This is a genomic window from Chryseobacterium sp. 6424 (genome assembly GCF_003692615.1).
Classification (GTDB): Bacteria; Bacteroidota; Bacteroidia; order Flavobacteriales; family Weeksellaceae; genus Kaistella.
The window spans coordinates 1,238,110-1,255,286 of sequence record NZ_CP023540.1; the positions used below are offsets into that span (position 1 = coordinate 1,238,110).

11 protein-coding genes and 2 pseudogenes are annotated in these 17,177 nt (G+C 44.9%); 8 read left to right on the forward strand and 5 right to left on the reverse strand.

The window, feature by feature from the left end; translation table 11 throughout:
* Window positions 1–392 precede the first annotated feature (392 nt).
* The 5 genes and pseudogenes from CO230_RS05840 to CO230_RS05860 form a co-directional block, all read left to right on the forward strand.
* Window positions 393–2,843, forward strand: a pseudogene (locus CO230_RS05840) (type I restriction-modification system subunit M); the annotation flags it as partial.
* Window positions 2,837–4,057 carry a restriction endonuclease subunit S gene (locus CO230_RS05845; protein WP_122027738.1) on the forward strand — a complete coding sequence of 407 codons (1,221 nt, stop codon included), beginning with the start codon at window positions 2,837–2,839 and terminating at the stop codon, window positions 4,055–4,057. The pseudogene CO230_RS05840 and the gene CO230_RS05845, both read left to right, overlap by 7 nt.
* Before the next feature lie 212 nt (window positions 4,058–4,269).
* Window positions 4,270–4,656: a GxxExxY protein gene (locus CO230_RS05850; protein ID WP_122027739.1), complete on the forward strand. Its 387-nt coding sequence runs from the start codon at window positions 4,270–4,272 to the stop codon at window positions 4,654–4,656.
* 162 nt (window positions 4,657–4,818) lie between these two features.
* Complete coding sequence (locus CO230_RS05855) at window positions 4,819–7,869, forward strand: type I restriction endonuclease subunit R (RefSeq protein WP_122028907.1); 3,051 nt, start codon at window positions 4,819–4,821, stop codon at window positions 7,867–7,869.
* Window positions 7,869–8,564, forward strand: coding sequence for a M48 family metallopeptidase (locus CO230_RS05860; RefSeq protein WP_122027740.1), 696 nt, complete (start codon window positions 7,869–7,871; stop codon window positions 8,562–8,564). The genes CO230_RS05855 and CO230_RS05860 overlap by 1 nt, the downstream gene beginning before the upstream one ends.
* A gap of 161 nt (window positions 8,565–8,725) precedes the next feature.
* On the opposite strand, the gene CO230_RS05865 is transcribed toward CO230_RS05860, so the two are convergent.
* The 5 genes from CO230_RS05865 to CO230_RS05885 all read right to left on the reverse strand — a co-directional run bounded on the left by CO230_RS05865 (window position 8,726) and on the right by CO230_RS05885 (window position 14,265).
* Window positions 8,726–9,250, reverse strand: a complete 525-nt coding sequence (locus CO230_RS05865; protein ID WP_122027741.1) for a DNA-3-methyladenine glycosylase — start codon at window positions 9,248–9,250, stop codon at window positions 8,726–8,728.
* A 627-nt stretch (window positions 9,251–9,877) separates the two neighbouring features.
* Window positions 9,878–11,683 (reverse strand): translational GTPase TypA, encoded by a 1,806-nt coding sequence (gene typA, locus CO230_RS05870; RefSeq protein WP_122027742.1) that lies wholly within the window; start codon window positions 11,681–11,683, stop codon window positions 9,878–9,880.
* Window positions 11,684–11,842: 159 nt separating this feature from the next.
* On the reverse strand, window positions 11,843–12,079 hold the full coding sequence (locus CO230_RS05875) for a YdcH family protein (RefSeq protein ID WP_122027743.1): 237 nt from the start codon (window positions 12,077–12,079) through the stop codon (window positions 11,843–11,845).
* Window positions 12,080–12,220: 141 nt separating this feature from the next.
* Entirely contained in the window at window positions 12,221–13,900 is a 1,680-nt protein-coding gene (locus tag CO230_RS05880; RefSeq protein WP_122027744.1) for a M56 family metallopeptidase, read from the reverse strand.
* Complete coding sequence (locus tag CO230_RS05885; protein WP_122027745.1) at window positions 13,900–14,265, reverse strand: BlaI/MecI/CopY family transcriptional regulator; 366 nt, start codon at window positions 14,263–14,265, stop codon at window positions 13,900–13,902. Before CO230_RS05885 ends, CO230_RS05880 begins: the two co-directional genes overlap by 1 nt.
* Before the next feature lie 237 nt (window positions 14,266–14,502).
* On the opposite strand from CO230_RS05885, the gene ychF reads away from it, so the two are divergent.
* The 3 genes and pseudogenes from ychF to CO230_RS05900 all read left to right on the forward strand — a co-directional run bounded on the left by ychF (window position 14,503) and on the right by CO230_RS05900 (window position 17,093).
* Complete coding sequence (gene ychF / locus CO230_RS05890) at window positions 14,503–15,594, forward strand: redox-regulated ATPase YchF (RefSeq protein WP_122028908.1); 1,092 nt, start codon at window positions 14,503–14,505, stop codon at window positions 15,592–15,594.
* A 183-nt stretch (window positions 15,595–15,777) separates the two neighbouring features.
* Window positions 15,778–16,524 (forward strand): annotated as a pseudogene (locus CO230_RS05895) (SDR family oxidoreductase).
* Between the two features lie 23 nt (window positions 16,525–16,547).
* Window positions 16,548–17,093 carry an NADPH-dependent FMN reductase gene (locus CO230_RS05900; protein ID WP_122027746.1) on the forward strand — a complete coding sequence of 182 codons (546 nt, stop codon included), beginning with the start codon at window positions 16,548–16,550 and terminating at the stop codon, window positions 17,091–17,093.
* Window positions 17,094–17,177: the final 84 nt, after the last annotated feature.

Below are 17,177 nucleotides of genomic sequence, written 5' to 3' on the forward strand. Positions count from 1 at the left end.
TATGTCTTTGACTTAATCCGCGTCGATTTTTTCTCTTCCACGTAGAAGTTTTTCCTGATACTAGTTATGTCTTTGACACCTACCATCGTGCAATCGGAGAAGGGAGCGGTTTGACTGCGGAGCTTCGCAAGTGGGTTAAAACAACCAATTACTGAGAAATTTCAACTTTTGTAAATAGTTTGACCCATCTGTTCCACAGATGACGGAAAATAATTAGATTTGTTACCTTACCTAAAATACATGATGAAACTAAACTGTACAGTATCTTCCCGAAGATTATACCTTAAAAGCATCTTCTGCTGTGCACCCTACTTACGCTAAAATTACGCTCTATTTAATAATCACTACTCTTTAATGGCCATTAAAAATCCGAATTATACAGCTCCCTCTGGGCTTCCTGTGATGAACTCCGCGGCGGTATGGACGCCTCCCAATACAAAGATTATGTACTTACGATGCTTTTCGTGAAGTACATTTCCGATAAATATAAAAACGATCCTTTCGGTGCCATCACCGTTCCTGAAGGTGCCTCGTTTGATGACATGGTCGCGCTGATCGGCAATCCCGAAATCGGCGACAAGATTAACAAGCAGATCCTGAACCCAATCAAGGAAGCCAACAAACTCAATGAGTTTCCTGACTTTAATGATGAGTCGAAACTCGGAAAAGGCAAAGACCTCGTGGATACCGTTTCAAACCTGGTGCGGATCTTCAATGATCCGAGTCTGGACTTTTCGGCCAACTCTGCGGAAGGCGATGATATTCTGGGCGATGCCTATGAATACTTGATGCGTCATTTCGCCACGGAATCCGGCAAGTCCAAAGGTCAGTTCTATACGCCGGCGGAAGTTTCGCGGGTACTGGCAAAAGTCATCGGCATTACGCCAAATAATTCCACCCACCAGACCATGGCGTATGATCCGACCTGCGGTTCGGGTTCCCTGCTGCTGAAGGTAATGAACGAGGCCGGAAAAAACATCGATCTCTACGGTCAGGAAAAAGAAACGACGACTGCCAACCTCGCGCACATGAACATGATCCTGCACGGCGCTGAAACGGCAACCATCATTGCCGATAATACGTTGTCGAGGCCGTTTTACAAAGAAGCCGACGGCAGCCTAAAGAAATTTGATTATGTAGTGGCCAATCCACCCTTCTCGCTGAAAAGTTGGAGCAACGGTGTGAATCCCGATAGTGATGAGTTCAACCGCTTTGCGCTGGGTGTGCCGCCGGAAAAAAACGGCGACTATGCCTTTCTGCTGCACATCATCAAGTCGCTGAAATCTACAGGAAAAGCTGCGGTGGTTCTGCCGCACGGTGTTTTATTCCGTGGAAATGCTGAAGGTGAAATCCGTAAGAACATTCTGAAAAAAGGCTATATCAAAGGTATCATCGGTTTGCCGGCCAACCTCTTTTATGGTACCGGTATTCCGGCCTGCATCATCGTGCTCGATAAAGACCATGCCGCGCACCGCAAAGGCATCTTCATGATCGACGCGAGCAAAGGTTTTGTGAAAGACGGCAACAAAAACCGCCTGCGCGAGCAGGACATCCGCAAGATCACGGACGTATTTACCCAACAGGCCGAAGTACCCAAATACAGCCGCATGGTCTCGATGACCGAGATTGCGGATGCGAAGAATGATTACAACCTCAACATCCCGCGCTATATTGACACGCAGGAAGCCGAGGACATCCAGAATATTGAAGCCCACCTGCAGGGCGGCATTCCGCTGGCGGATATTGAAGCCCTGAAAGCCTACTGGCAGGTGTTCCCGAACCTGAATAAAGATCTTTTCTCGACTTTGCGTGAAGGTTTTGTGGAACTTAAAGTGCCGGCGCAGGAACTCAGGCAGCGCATCTTTGAACATCCTGAATTTAAAGCCTTCAACAAGTCGGTGCAGCAGGATTTCGATCACTGGCTTAGTAAGCAGGAAAAGATCTGGCGCGAACTCGCGGAAGGCAGTCATCCCAAAGAAATCATTGACACCGCCAGCGCGGAACTGCTGGAAACTTTTAAAGACAATACCCTCATCGATACCTACGACCTGTACCAGCATCTGATGCAGTACTGGAACGAGGTGATGCAGGACGATGTATATTCCCTAGCGATGGACGGCTGGAAAGCGGGTAACGAATACCAGCGCCTCGTCATCAAGGCGAAGCCCGACAAAAACGGCAAAACCAAAGCCGATAAGGAAGTCGCTGGACTGGCCGGACTGGAAGGCCGCATGATCAGTCCGCAGCTTTTGATTTCCATTTATTTCCAGGAGGAGCAGGCAGAAATTACCGCGCTGGAACAGGAAGCGGAAAACGCCAAAGCCCGGATGACCGAAATTGAGGAAGAGCAGAATGCCGAAGACGGTCTGTTTGCCGACTTGGAGAAAGTAAACGCGGCGGAAGTGGGCAAACTGCTGAAAGTTATGAAAGGCGATAAAAAGTCCGGCAAAGCCACCGCGCTGGCCATGGTGGCTGAAGACGCACCCGAATATGGCACCGATGCCACCGAATTGCTGGAGGACTATCTGGAACAGGACAAAGTGGCGAAAGATGCCGCAAAAAAGATAAAGGAACAGCTTGCCGCGCTTGAAAAAGCCGTGGAAGCAAAATATCCGACCTTAAGCGAAGCGGATATTAAAGAACTTGTCATTACGCACAAATGGCAGGCGCATCTGCAGCAGGCCTTGCAGCAGGAGCAGGCACGCATCAGCCAGAATCTGACGCAGCGCATTAAGGAGCTGGCCGAGCGCTATGCCACGCCGCTGAGCACACTGGAAGCTGAGGTACAGGAAGGCGCTGCGAAAGTGAACGCACATCTTCAAAAAATGGGTTGGGTATGGTAAAGGGCATGAAGCAGACAGAGATTGGGATGATTCCGGAGGATTGGGAGATTGCTAAACTAAAAGATATAGCGGATTTTCAAAATGGATTAGCCCATGAAAACATCGAGAGTGAATTTGGTGAATTCATAGCTGTCAATTCAAAGTTTATTTCACAAGATGGTAAGGTGTTTCGAAAAGTGACAAAGCAACTTTTGCCGTTGTTTAATAACGATTTATGCATTGTCATGAGCGATATACCTAACGGAAAAGCTCTTGCAAAATGTTTTCTTGTCGAAGAGGACGGCAGATATACTTTAAATCAAAGGATTGGAAGGATTTCTCCAATAAAAGATTGTAGCAAGTATTTGTTTTATACTTTAAATAGGAATAAATATTTTCTTGGTTTTGATAGTGGAAGTGGACAGACAAATTTACGAAAGGATGAAGTTTTAGCGTGTCCGGTTCTCCTTCCGCCCCTTCCGGAGCAGGAGGCCATTGCCGCGGCGTTAAGCGATGCCGATGCGTGGATAGAAAGTCTGGAGCAGCTTATCGCCAAAAAACGCCTCATCAAGCAGGGCGCCATGCAGGAACTGCTGACGCCGAAAGATGATTGGGAAGTGAAGATAATTAGAGAAATTGTTGCTACTCCTGTAACTGATGGTCCACACGAAACACCATTTTTTTTGGATAAAGGAATACCTTTTTTATCTGTAAATAACATCGTTGACAATAAAATTGATTGGAGTGATTTGAGGTATATAAGTGAAGTAGATGATATAAGGTTTTCTAAGAAATGTAAACCTAGAAGAGGTGATATATTACTAGGAAAGGCTGCCTCTGTTGGTAAAATTGCAATTGTTGAAAGTGACTATAATTTTAATATTTGGTCTCCATTAGCCTTAATAAGAATTGATGAAATTTCAAATAAATATTGTTTTTATTATTTACAAACAACAGACGTCTTAAATCAAATTAAATTCTTTACCAATACATCATCCCAAGGAAACATTGGAATGGGTGATATTGAAAAAATTGAGATAAAATATCCAAAATCCCTTTCCGAGCAAACGCGCATTGCCACCATTTTATCGGATGTGGATGCCGAACTGGAAGCCTTGGAGCAGCAACTCCACAAAGTCCGCCAGATTAAACAGGGCATGATGCAGGAGTTGCTGACGGGGAGAATACGTCTGAACTATGATTCGTGTGAGGACTATGATGGTTACAGTTTCTGAACTATGATTCGTCTGAGAACTATGATGGGCTATGATGGTTTCTGAACTATGATGTGAATGAATACTTTGATGGACTATGATGGGGTGATGTTATTTATCATAGTATTCATAGTCATCATTTCATCATAGTTCAAAGACAAGATTCATCCTAGTTCAAAGACAGGAATCATCACAGTTCAAAGACACAAATAAAAAGAAAAAATACAAATGTCATGATTAACGAGCAGTACAAACATTCGGAGCTTACGGGCAAGATCATCGGTTGTGCGATAGAGGTTCATAAGCATTTGGGCAATGGATTTCAGGAAGTTGTCTATCAGCGTGCGCTGGCGATCGAGATGCGGATGCAGGGGCTGGAGTTTGAGCGTGAAAAGGAAATGGCCTTACGCTATAAAGGACATTCCATTGGCACCCGCCGTGTGGATTTCTTTGTGGAGGGACTGATTATGGTGGAATTGAAAGCGATCATTCAGCTGGAAGATGTGCACCTGGCTCAGGCCATCAATTATCTGGAAGCCTACGGCATGGAAGTCGGCCTGCTGATTAATTTCGGAAGTAGAAGGCTGGATTTTAAGAGGGTGATGAAGCCGGGGTCTTGAACTATGATTATTCTGAAGGCTATGATGGACTATGATGGTGTGTTTTTCAATGATATTGAAATTTATCATAGTTTTCATAGTCATCATTTTATCACAGTTCAAAGACAAGTATCATCACAGTTCAAAGACACAGACAAAAAGAAAATATATAATTTTACAAGCATGATCAATCCTATCGAACGCATCACCCAAAACCGCATTATTAAACTTTTCACGGAAGAGTTGGGTTATACCTTTTACGGCAACTGGGAAAAGCGCGGGCACAACTCCAATGTGGAGGGCGAAATCCTGAAGCGCAATCTGCTGAAGAGAGGCTATTCTGAAACGCTGACGGATAAGGCGGTGAAGGAAGTCTATGACATGGCGACCACCAATGCCGGCAACATCTATACCCGCAATAAAGCCATGTATTCGCTGCTGCGTTATGGGGTGAAGGCCAGGCCGGAACTGGGGGAGCAGTTTGATACGATATTTCCGATCGACTGGCAAAACTGGGAGCAGAATGAATTCGGTATCGCGGAAGAGGTGACACTCACCAAAGGAGAGCATACCCGCCGGCCGGATTTGGTTTTGTACATCAACGGCATCGCAGTTGGTGTTCTGGAACTTAAACGCGGCACGACCGATGTGGCGGAAAGTGTGAACCAGTCCATCTCCAACCAGAAACTGCTGTTCAATGAGTGGTTCTATACCACGGTGCAGCTTATTATGGCCGGCAACAACACCCAGGGCCTGCGTTACGGCACCATTGAGACGCAGGCAAAATATTATCTGGCCTGGAAAGAAGATGAAGACGATAACGAAGGCTACAAACTGGATAAATACCTGAAAAAACTCTGCGACAAAGAAAGACTTACCGACCTGATCTACAACGGGGTGGTCTTTGACGTAGGCATCAAGAAACTGCCGAGGCCACATCAGTATTTTGGATTGAAGGCGGCGCAGGACTTTGTAAAGAGAAAAGAAGGCGGAATTATCTGGCATACCCAGGGCTCCGGGAAATCACTCATGATGGTGATGCTCGGCAAATGGATTCTGGAGAATGTACCGAACTCGCGCATCGTGATCCTGACCGACCGTACCGAACTGGACGACCAGATTGAACGCGTCTTCAAGGACGTTGGCGAGACCGATGTAGCAAAGACCAAATCTGGCAGAGAATTGTTGCAGTTCCTGACCTCCTCACGGCCAAGGTTGGTCTGTTCCCTCATCCATAAATTCGGCAACCGAAATGAGACCGATTTCGATGCGTTTATCAAAGAATTGGAAGATAACCCGGTGCAGACTCAGGGCGAAATCTTTGTTTTCATAGATGAATGCCACCGTACCCAGAGCGGCAAACTGAATCAGGTGATGAAAGCGGTATTGCACAATGCGGTATTTATCGGTTTTACCGGGACTCCGCTGTTGAAGCAGGACAGAAAGACCACGATGGAAGTCTTTGGCCGGTACATCCATACCTATAAATTCAACGAAGCGGTGGAAGACGGAGTAGTGAAAGACCTCATGTATGAAGGTCGTTCCATCGAGCAAAACCTGACTTCCCAAACCAAAGTGGATCAGTGGTTCGAAGCGAAAACGGCAGGACTAAATGATTTCCAGAAAAACGAACTGAAGAAGAAATGGGGCACCATGCAGAATGTCCTCAGTTCCAAAAGTCGTATGGAAAAAATCGTAGCGGATATCCTCATGGACTTCACCACGAAACACCGGCTGAAATCACAGATGGGGAATGCCATTCTCGTGGCATCGAGCATTTATGAGGCCTGCAAATACTACAATCTCTTCCTGAATACCGAACTGAAAAACCGCTGCGCCATCATCACTTCCTATAATCCGAATGCCAGCGATGTTTCGCTCGAAGATACGGGTGCCGACAATGAAACTGATCGGGAGTATATTTATAATACCTACACCCAGCTACTGAAGGAAGTGAGCCCCAGCGGCAACAAATCCAAGACGGAAGCTTATGAGACAGAGAGCAAAGAGCAGTTCAGAAAAGAACCTGCCCGCATGAAGCTGCTGATTGTGGTTTCCAAACTGCTGACTGGATTTGATGCGCCGCCGTGCTCCTATATCTACATCGACAAGAAGATGCAGGACCATACGCTGTTTCAGGCCATCTGCCGCGTTAACAGGCTGGATACTGAGGACAAAGATTATGGGTATATTGTAGATTATATGGAACTTTTCGGCAATGTGACCGATGCGATCAATGTCTATACATCTGAACTCGACTCCGAAGGTTTTACCAAAGAAGATGTAGAAATACAGCTCAAAGACCGACTTAAAATCGCCACTGACCGTCTGATGACGGCATTGGAAACAGTGGAGAGCATCTGCGAAAATGTTGCACCGCCTAAAAGTGATCTGGAATATATCCATTATTTCTGCGGAAACACCGAGAATCCAGAAGACCTGAAGGCCAATGAATATAAACGGATGGCGCTGTACAAGGCCATTGTGGAATACATCCGCGCTTACGCCGGACTGAAGGCTGATTTTGCCAATACTTCATTCAGCGATGCGGAGATCAAACGATTCCATCGAAAGATGGAGGATTACCTGAGTCTGCGGGAAATCATCCGGAAAGCCAGTGGTGAGACCATTGATCTTAAGGCGTATGAAGCCGATATGCGGTTTCTGATTGATACGTACATCAGGGCGGAAGAATCAGAGAACATCTCACCGTTTGAAGATAATTCCCTGCTGGATTCGATAGAGACCAATATGGATAAAGCCATTGACACCTTACCGCCGGGGATAAAAGGAAGCCGCGAAGCCGTCGCAGAAACCATTGAAAATAATGTGCGGAGTAAGATTGTTGAAGAGCACCTTCTGGATCCAAAATATTTTGACCAGATGTCTGTGCTGCTTCAGGAACTCATTGAGCGCAGGAAAGCCGAAACCATCTCTTATCAGGAATATCTGAAGCAAATGGCAGAATTGATCCGTCAGGTCAATCAGGGTAAGCGTGACGATATTCCGAGTTCCATCAATACCAAAGGAAAAGTAGCTTTATATCACACGCTTGAAAACGAAGAACTGGCGTTGGTCTGCGACCGTGCGGTCCAGTACGCCAAACAAGAAGGCTTTCGCGAAAACCTTGCCAAGCAAAAACTGGTAAAGAAAGCTATTTTTGAGGTCGTGAAAGATGTCAACAAAGTGGAGGAAATCTACAAAATCATTGATGCCCACAAAGAGGATTACTGATGAAGACCGAAGTGCTGCAGATTGGTTCCGTAGAAATTGAGGTCAGGTTTAAGCCAATTAAGAACCTTCACCTCAGTGTGCATCCGCCGTACGGGCATGTGACTATTTCGTCTCCGGAGATGTATGATCTGGAGAAGGTGAAGATCTATGCAGCCACCAAACTCGGCTGGATCAAAAAAGAACAGAAAAAGTTCCTGACGCAGGAACGCGAAGAACCACGTGACTTCATCACACAGGAAAGCCATTATTTTCTTGGTACCCGATACCTTCTAAAACTTATACCCGCCACAAGAAATAAAGTAGAACTTAAAGGGAAGAAACTGCTTCTATATACGATTGATCCTACTAATCCCAAACTGAACAGAAAAATATTATACACATTCTACCGTCGCGAACTTCGGAAGAAAATTTTAGAATATGTCACGATTTACAGCCAGGAAATGGAGCTCGATGTTCCTGAGTTTAAAATCCGCACTATGAAAACCAAGTGGGGCAGCTGCGCCACCGATTCCGGAAGACTTTGGTTCAATATCGAACTTGCCAAGAAGCCTCTGGATTGTATTGAATACATCGTAGTGCACGAGATGGTGCATCTGATAGAACGAAATCACAATAAGCGTTTTGTGCTTCTAATGGACCAGTTTTTCCCGAACTGGCAGGTACAGAAGAAAGTATTGAATGAGTTGCCTTTGTGACTTGTAGATAATTAAAAATGTTGAATAAATGAGTGTCCCATTTTGACGGCTATTGATAGTTTTACTGAAAGATTTCGATATGCGTAAAGAAACGCTCCGAAGACTGCGTGAATTAAACCTGAAACTAGCTGCGGAAATGTTCAATGCAGATTTATTTGTCCCTACCTCGCTGGCTTAAGCATGAACCGCCACGGCATATTTTTCCAGATTTCACCTGCATAATCTACTCCCACGCGCGGACCTGTGGTCACCACGCCGTCTAAATCCGAGTTTTCAACCCACAAGCGGTCAGATGTTGCCAGGTCTTCGCCGTAAAAACTGCGGTCCAGTTCAAGGAGGGTTCCTATCCGGCCGGGTCCGGTGACCTGCTCGATGCCGCGGATCAGTACAGCTTCCGGTACGCCTGCCACGCCCGTGACGAAATTCAGCAGCCAGTATTTGCCGTAGATCAGATATACATAAATGCTGCCGCCCTCGCCGAACATCAATTCTGTGCGTGCAGTTTTGCCTTTGCTCGCGTGGCTCGCCAGATCATCGGCTCCGAAATAGGCTTCGGTTTCCGTGATTTTCGACCGTATTTCACGTCCGTCTTCGAAGCGGCGTACCAGCGTTTTGCCGAGAAGGTCCTGCGCGAGATAAACTGAATTGTTATTTCTAAAATAATTTTGTGGTAAACGCTGCGTCATATTTGGTTTTAATTCTGATTATTACGGAAGGCCTTTCTTTAATTTTTTTTCTCAATAACCCTCAAAATCCGTACCCATACCATGAAGCCCTACAGCTGCACGGCGGCCTGAGTAGTTCGGAGCAATCTGATGCAACACTAAGCCAGGAGCAAACAGTCGCAACTATTCTATGTGCCCTCTGCACACGTAGTCTCCATTAAAAATCCCTTTGTGGTTAAAAGCGACATCAGCCACCGAAGAAAACTGTATGACTCGAGGAAAGTCTGATTGATGTAATTTTGAAAATTACTGAGGGTATATAGAATGAAGGTTAACCGTATGCATTGAATTCTTCTTTTCCGTTGTGAGATTTCGTTAATTAATGTACCTGTTCATGGGAGAGTAATATAATTAGATTACTTAGGCATCAAAATATACAGCCGTAGTTAAATCAGTATTTATCATTCCTCTCTCAATTACCGCTGGGTGGCTTTCCATTAATCTAACCGGTCTGTGGTTTCTGCCACGCTTTCTAAGCGCAGGCGAAGCTAAAGCCAGAAGCAAAAAAATCCGTTCAGTCAACCTGAACGGATTTTGTATATGATAGCACTTAAGTGTCCCAACTAAAGGCCAGCAGCTCTCAGTAACTTATCCTTTAGCCACTCTTTCAATACGTTTTCTCTCTTCCTCTGAAAGGACTTTCTTACGCATTCTGATGAAGTTTGGCGTTACTTCAATTGCTTCATCGGCTTGGATGTATTCCATGCATTCTTCGAGCGAGAACAGGATCTTCGGCGCTACACCGGTATCTTTATCCTTACCTGCCGCACGCATGTTGTTGAGCTGCTTGGCTTCCACGATGTTCACCACCAGGTCGCCAGGCTTGTTCTGTTCGCCCACAATCATCCCTGCGTACACTTCTTCACCCGGATCCACGAAGAACTTGCCGCGGTCTTGAAGTTTGTTGATAGAATATTCGGTGGCAGGTCCCTGCGTCTTGCTGATGAGTACACCATTGTTACGTCCCGGGATAGCACCTTTGAACGGTTTGTATTCTGTAAAACGGTGCGCCATGATGGCTTCACCGGCAGTAGCGGTAAGCATTTGGGAACGCAGTCCGATCAGACCTCTGGAAGGGATCTCAAATTCCATGTGTTGCATCTCTCCTTTGGTTTCCATGATGTGAAGGTCGCCTTTTCTTTGTGTAGCCAGGTCAATCACACGTGAGGCGAACTCTTCCGGCACGTCAACTACAAGCGATTCGTAAGGCTCGCAGCTTTCACCGTCGATTTCTCTTAGGATCACCTGCGGCTGGCCGATCGTCATTTCATACCCTTCACGGCGCATCGTTTCAATCAACACCGAAAGGTGCAGGATGCCACGACCGAATACAAGGAAGGTGTTGGCATCTCCGGTCTGTTCTACACGCAGTGCAAGGTTTTTCTCTAATTCTTTTTCAAGCCTTTCCTTAAGGTGGTTGCTGGTCACATATTTACCATCTTTCCCGAAGAATGGCGAATTGTTGATAGAGAACGTCATGTTCAGCGTAGGCTCATCAATGGAGGTTCTTGGCAATGGTTCAGGATTTTCCATATCCACGAATGAATCACCGATCTGGAAGGCATCGAAACCTACCACGGCACAGATGTCGCCCGCTTGCACTTCAGATACTTTCTTCTTACCAAGGCCTTCAAATACATACAGTTCTTTCACTTTACCTTTGGTGATCTTGTCGCCATCCTGCGCCAGACCGATCCACTGGCTCTCTTTAAGGCTACCACGGATCACCTTTCCGATCGCGATACGGCCAAGGAAAGAGGAATAGTCAAGCGAAACGATTTGCATCTGCAGGTTGCCTTCTTCCACTTTAGGTTCCGGTACATATTTCAGGATACCGTCAAGCAATGGTAGAATGCTGTCTGTAGGCTCCAGAGAGGTGTTGAACCAGCCCTGTTTGGAGGAACCGTAGAAGGTAGGGAAGTCCAGCTGCTCTTCAGTCGCGTCCAAGTTGAAGAACAGGTCGAAAACCTGATCATGCACCTCGTCGGGACGGCAGTTTGGTTTATCTACTTTGTTGATGACTACCATCGGCTTCAGGCCAAGCTCAAGGGCTTTCTGAAGTACGAAGCGGGTTTGTGGCATCGGCCCTTCGAAGGCGTCAACCAGCAGTACCACGCCATCAGCCATTTTAAGTACACGCTCTACCTCACCACCGAAATCGGCGTGACCGGGCGTATCAATAACGTTGATCTTCGTATCTTTATAAGTAACGGAAATGTTCTTTGAAAGAATGGTGATACCACGTTCACGTTCAAGGTCGTTGTTATCCATAATCAGTTCACCTGATTCCTGGTTTTCGCGGAAGATATTGGTCGCGTGGATGATTTTGTCAACCAGTGTGGTCTTGCCGTGGTCAACGTGCGCAATGATTGCGATATTTCTAATGTTTTGCATAATCGTTTTTTGACGGTGCAAAAGTAAACTTTTTTGCGGAATAAATGCGTTAATGCTAACGCTTTATCAGAAATAAATACATAAAATTGAGGAAAGTATAAATGGCAAACAAAAAGCGGCATTCGCCGCTCCAAAAAAAGTATTAATCAATAAAAAAAGTTAATTATGCCGTAGGTAACTGTAAAGGTCGTCCTTCAGGTGTACGCGTTTTTTGCGCAGGTCCGTAAGGTGTTCGTCGGTGGTATGATTTACTTCGCCTTCTTCGTAGTGCTGAATGAGTGCGTTTACCTCTTCATAATTCACGTACATCTTCTTAAAGTTATTGTCATTCAGCTTCAAAGCATTGATTTTGCTTTCGAACTCCGGAAATTCTTGGGTGAGGTGGTGGTTTTCCATGACTTTTAAATTTTTAAGATTTTTAATACATTAAAGTTACGTAAAATAAATATCTGGAAGGTTATGAGAATTATCACTTAATATTGAAAGAATAAAAGCCGAAGATATTCTCCGGCTCTTGGGCAATCGCTATTGTAATGGTTATTTTTTGCTTGTAATGTGGATTTCGCCTCTGCCATCTTTTTTATAGACGTGCATCGATTCAATGTTTTTAGGCTCTATTTTGTCCATCTCTGCCTTCGATATCGTTTTTCCGTCCAGATAGTAAATCACATCCTCTTCGGCTTTACCGCGCAGCAGGTTGGCTTCCGTCGCCCGGCGGGCAGCTTCCTTAGCTTCCTGTGCTGCGTTTTTGAGTTTCGACTGAAATTCCGGCGCGTTCACCTTCTGTTCCATTTCCTTCGCACGGAGTTCAGTTTCCCTGATCTTTAATTGAAAAGCGGGCGAGTTGATTTGGTCTGCTGCGTCTTTGGCTCTTTTCTCAGCCTCACGGAGGCGGTTCCTGAATTCGGCGGAATTTACCATAATGTCTGTTCTGTGGGCTTTTTCCTGTGCTTCTTTAATTTTACGTTTAAATTCTTCAGACTGATAGTATGGACTGGAGATTCCGACAATATTTTCAGCGTTAAAAACTTGTGCACTATAAACTTTGAATGCATTTTTAAATTCCTCATTTTGATAGACCCGGTTCATTTCTTCACCCAGCCGATTCATTTTCTTCTCAAACCTTTTGAATGCCGTACTTTCTACCTTATTTTTAGACTTCAGTCTGGCAAGTACAGCATTTGTTTTCTGTATTTGCTGGCTGATTTTACGGGCTTCTTTACTTTTTGCCTTCAAAACTTTATGCTCTGCCCGTAGATTCGGCACCACAGGAAATTCTGGTACTGGTGGAGGAGCGATAATGGTGTCATTCACAACTTGTGCATATCCTTCGAGCTGTTGATTGGTGAGATTGATTTGTTTATTCTCCGCATTTACCATATACATAAAGGTAAGTACGAAAACAAGTGGCAAAGCCGCGATCCTGCGCACATAGCTGAACTTGGTTTTAGGTTTCTGTAACATTTTTAATCGTTTTTTGAGGTTAGAACTCAGCAGCGGACTCGTGGCGGGAAGCGGTTTTCCGGAAAACGCGCTGCCCAGCAGCATCCGCGCAAATGCTGCCGTGTCCGAATGCTGAATGGTTTTATGGTCCGCGAGGTATTCGTGGATTAATGAGATTTCTTTTCGAATCAGGTAAAAGAAAGGGTTGAACCAGAAAAGGGCAGTGATGACTTCAGCCAAAACCCGGTCAAAGGAGTGTTTCTGCTCCATATGCACGATCTCGTGCTTCAGGATTTGCCGACCAAGGTCCGACTGTATAAGGATAGAATCTTTCCAGAATAGATTCCGGAAAAATGAAAACGGCGCTTCTTCCAAGTCGGTCTGGTAAAAGCTGATGCTTTCAAAAGTCTTCTTTGGATATTGTTTCTTAAGCTCAGCGATCCGCCAGATACTATATGCAAATCTTAGCAGAAAGAACACAGAAACCAGTCCAGCACTGTAAATAAAAAATTCAGAATTAAAGAAATCATGACTTAAATCGGTGTTTGAATTAGTCTTGCTTAAAGCGTTTAATAACAGATAAATACCGCTGTTTACTTCAATGGTAAAATAAGATACTTTCATCAGCGGCAACAGCACACTCAGTACCAGAATCCCGAGCAGATAGAACCGGTTGTAGTGGTGGAAAGTCCTGTCCTTTAAGAACAATTGATAGTACAAAAACATTACACCTGAGGCGAGAATTACTTTTCCGAAATAGAGCAGCGCTTCCATTATTTTTTGTTTTTGAGTTCTTCAAGCAGCATCTCGAGATCTTCGACGCTGAGTTCTTCTTTTTCAACCAGGAATGAAACCGCGTTGCGGTAAGAGCCTTCGAAATAGTTTTTCACCAGGCTTTTCATTGATTTTCCGCTGTACTGCTCACGCGCTACCAACGGAAAATATTCGTGCTGGCGGCCAAAAACCTTATAATCGACGAAATTCTTTTCCTTTAAAACTTTGAGGATTGTCGAGATCGTGTTGGTGTGCGGTTTCGGCTCGGGAAACTTTTCAAGCAAATCTTTAAGGAAAGCCTTCTCAAGATCCCACAGATACTGCATCACCTGTTCTTCTGCTTTCGTAAGCTGTTGTATTTTCATTATCACTAAATGTTTAGTGATACAAATGTAGGATTTAATTTCATACTTACAACTATTTTTATAGGTATAAAGTTGAATTTAAGATAACATCCTGTTAATTAATATTAAAAAAATAAATTAAATATCTTATCAATGCCTTAAAGTTCGCTTATCATTTTTGCTTAAAATCATTATCTTTGCACACTTTTAAAAACATAACTGCAAGCCGCCCAAAGCGAATTGCCAAATGCAAAATATATGAAATGTGGAATCGTAGGTTTGCCGAACGTAGGTAAATCAACCTTATTTAACTGCCTCAGCAACGCCAAAGCACAGTCGGCCAACTATCCTTTCTGTACCATTGAGCCCAATTTGGGTACAGTTTCAGTTCCGGATCAGCGTCTCTTCGAACTCGAAAAACTCGTGAATCCTGAAAGAGTTTTGCCCGCTGTGGTGGAAATTGTTGATATCGCCGGTTTAGTTAAAGGCGCGAGCAAAGGCGAAGGTCTGGGTAACCAGTTTCTTGCAAATATCCGCGAGTGTGAAGCGATCATCCATGTTTTAAGATGTTTTGAAAATGGCAATATCGTACACGTGGAAGGTTCCGTTGATCCGCTGCGCGATAAAGAAATCATCGATATCGAACTTCAACTTAAAGACATCGAAACCATTGCAAAAGCTGTTGAAAAAGCAAAAAAATTCATTAAATCGGGCAAGAAAGAAGATGTGCTGACTTACGAAACGCTTCAGAATCTGCTTAAATTCGTGGAAGACGGGCGAAATGTGCGCGAGTTTCCAATGGATGATTTCAGCACAGAAATCATTGCCGATATTCAGCTTTTGACAAACAAGCCCGTGCTTTACGTTTGTAATGTGGATGAAAACTCAATAAAAAACGGCAACGAGTGGATCGCTAAGATCGAGGAGATGGCGAAAAAAGAGAACGCCGAAGTGGTGGTACTTGCCGCGCAAATCGAAGCGGACATCAACGAGCTTGAAACTTTCGAGGAAAGACAGATGTTCCTTGAAGAACTCGGTCTTGAAGAGCCGGGTGTCAACCGACTCATCAGAAAAGCTTATGACTTGCTGAAACTTCAAACCTATTTCACGGCTGGCGTGAAAGAAGTTCGTGCGTGGACCATCGGGCAGGGCTGGACAGCGCCACAGGCTGCCGGCGTCATCCACACCGATTTCGAGAAAGGCTTTATCCGTGCCGAAGTAATCGGTTACGAAGATTTCGTGAATTACGGTTCCGAAGCCAAAGTAAAAGAAGCCGGAAAGATGCGCGTAGAAGGTAAAGAGTATATCGTGAAGGACGGCGATGTGATGCACTTCAGGTTTAATGTGTAAAATTATTCAATATCTGTCAAATAAAATCCGCTTTACTGAAAGGCGGATTTTTTTATTAATCTTTTGTTAAATTAACATACCTCAATGGAATGGGCATTTATTTGGTGTAATTTTTAATTTAATCGAAAAACAAAGTATTATGTCAAATTTAGATGGTAAAGTAATTATCGTTACGGGCGCGCAATGGGACTGGGACTGGCGGCAAGCAAGGTCTTAGCGTCGAAAGGTGCGCATATCGCACTCGTAGATTATAATGAGGAAGCTCTCAGTAAAGCGAAGGCTGAACTTGAGACGGAATATCCCAACTCACAATTTCTTGCGGTAACCGCCGATGTCTCGAATGAAGATGCGGTGAAAAACTATGTGCAGAAAACGGTGGAAAAGTTCGGTAAGATTGACGGACTCTACAACAATGCCGGCATCGAAGGTAAGTAGGCCCCAATGGTTGAGTACGATTTGGATATATTTAAAAAAGTCATCGATATTAACCTGCTCGGTGTTTATTTCGGTATGAAATACGTCATCCCTGAAATGCAGAAGAACGGTGGCGGTAAGATTGTGAACATAGCCTCGGTAGGCGGGATTCGTGGGGTGCTAAACCAAACGCCTTACGTTGCGACCAAGCACGCCGTAGCCGGTATGACCAAAAATGCCGCGGTGGAGTACGGCCGCGACAATATCTTAACGAACGCCATCGCACCCGGCGCTATCCTTACACCGATGGTCGAGGAAGCCTTCCGGCAGGTAAATCAGGATGATCCACAGGCGGCACTGGATGAATATGCTGCACGGAACCCAACCCGCAAACTCGGCAAAGCAGAAGATATCGGAAATTTGGTAGCCTTCCTCCTCAGCGACGAAAACGGCTATATTTCTGGTCAGGTGATCGCGATAGATGGTGGCGAATCAAATATGTATGGTAATCCCTAATGCAAACTTCAAAACAAAATAGTATGGCAAAGAAAATAGCAGTGCTGGTAGGATCGCTACGCAAAGAATCCTACAACAGAAGAATCGCCAACGAAATGATTCGGCTGGCGGACGGTAAACTAGATATGGAGATCGTTGAGATCGGTCACCTGCCGCTTTACAATGAAGACTTGGACCACAATCCACCACAGGAATGGATAGATTTCCGGGACGAGATAAAATCCGCAGACGGTATTCTCGTTGTATCACCGGAGTATAACCGAACGATTCCGGGTGCCCTGAAAAACGCGATTGACGTTGGCTCACGTCCATACGGCAGTTCGGCCTGGCCAGGGAAACCCGGTGCCGTGGTGACATCCTCTGTCAGTGCTTTAGGTGGTTTGGCCGCCAATCATCATATCCGCCAGGCGTTTGTGTTTGTGGATGTGCCCCTGATGCAGCAGCCCGAAGCCTACATTGGCAACGCTTCGCAACTTTTTAAACATGATGGTAATACACTTGTGGAAGATACACAGACGTTCCTGCAAAGTTTTGTAGATGCATTCCAGCAATGGGTTGAAAAATTTTAGTCTAAAAGAAATATTATATAGACCTCATTCCGAAGAGAATGGGGTTTTTTGTTTTCATGTAGGCAAATGATGTTTCTTAGCCAA

Bases quoted from the DNA above. Each gene is read 5' to 3' on its own strand.
- CO230_RS05845 (WP_122027738.1), top strand. From the start codon at position 2,837: ATGGTAAAGGGCATGAAGCAGACAGAGATTGGGATGATTCCGGAGGAT.
- CO230_RS05850 (WP_122027739.1), top strand. From the start codon at position 4,270: ATGATTAACGAGCAGTACAAACATTCGGAGCTTACGGGCAAGATCATC.
- CO230_RS05855 (WP_122028907.1), top strand. From the start codon at position 4,819: ATGATCAATCCTATCGAACGCATCACCCAAAACCGCATTATTAAACTT.
- CO230_RS05860 (WP_122027740.1), top strand. From the start codon at position 7,869: ATGAAGACCGAAGTGCTGCAGATTGGTTCCGTAGAAATTGAGGTCAGG.
- CO230_RS05865 (WP_122027741.1), bottom strand. From the start codon at position 9,250: ATGACGCAGCGTTTACCACAAAATTATTTTAGAAATAACAATTCAGTT.
- typA (WP_122027742.1), bottom strand. From the start codon at position 11,683: ATGCAAAACATTAGAAATATCGCAATCATTGCGCACGTTGACCACGGC.
- CO230_RS05875 (WP_122027743.1), bottom strand. From the start codon at position 12,079: ATGGAAAACCACCACCTCACCCAAGAATTTCCGGAGTTCGAAAGCAAA.
- CO230_RS05880 (WP_122027744.1), bottom strand. From the start codon at position 13,900: ATGGAAGCGCTGCTCTATTTCGGAAAAGTAATTCTCGCCTCAGGTGTA.
- CO230_RS05885 (WP_122027745.1), bottom strand. From the start codon at position 14,265: ATGAAAATACAACAGCTTACGAAAGCAGAAGAACAGGTGATGCAGTAT.
- ychF (WP_122028908.1), top strand. From the start codon at position 14,503: ATGAAATGTGGAATCGTAGGTTTGCCGAACGTAGGTAAATCAACCTTA.
- CO230_RS05900 (WP_122027746.1), top strand. From the start codon at position 16,548: ATGGCAAAGAAAATAGCAGTGCTGGTAGGATCGCTACGCAAAGAATCC.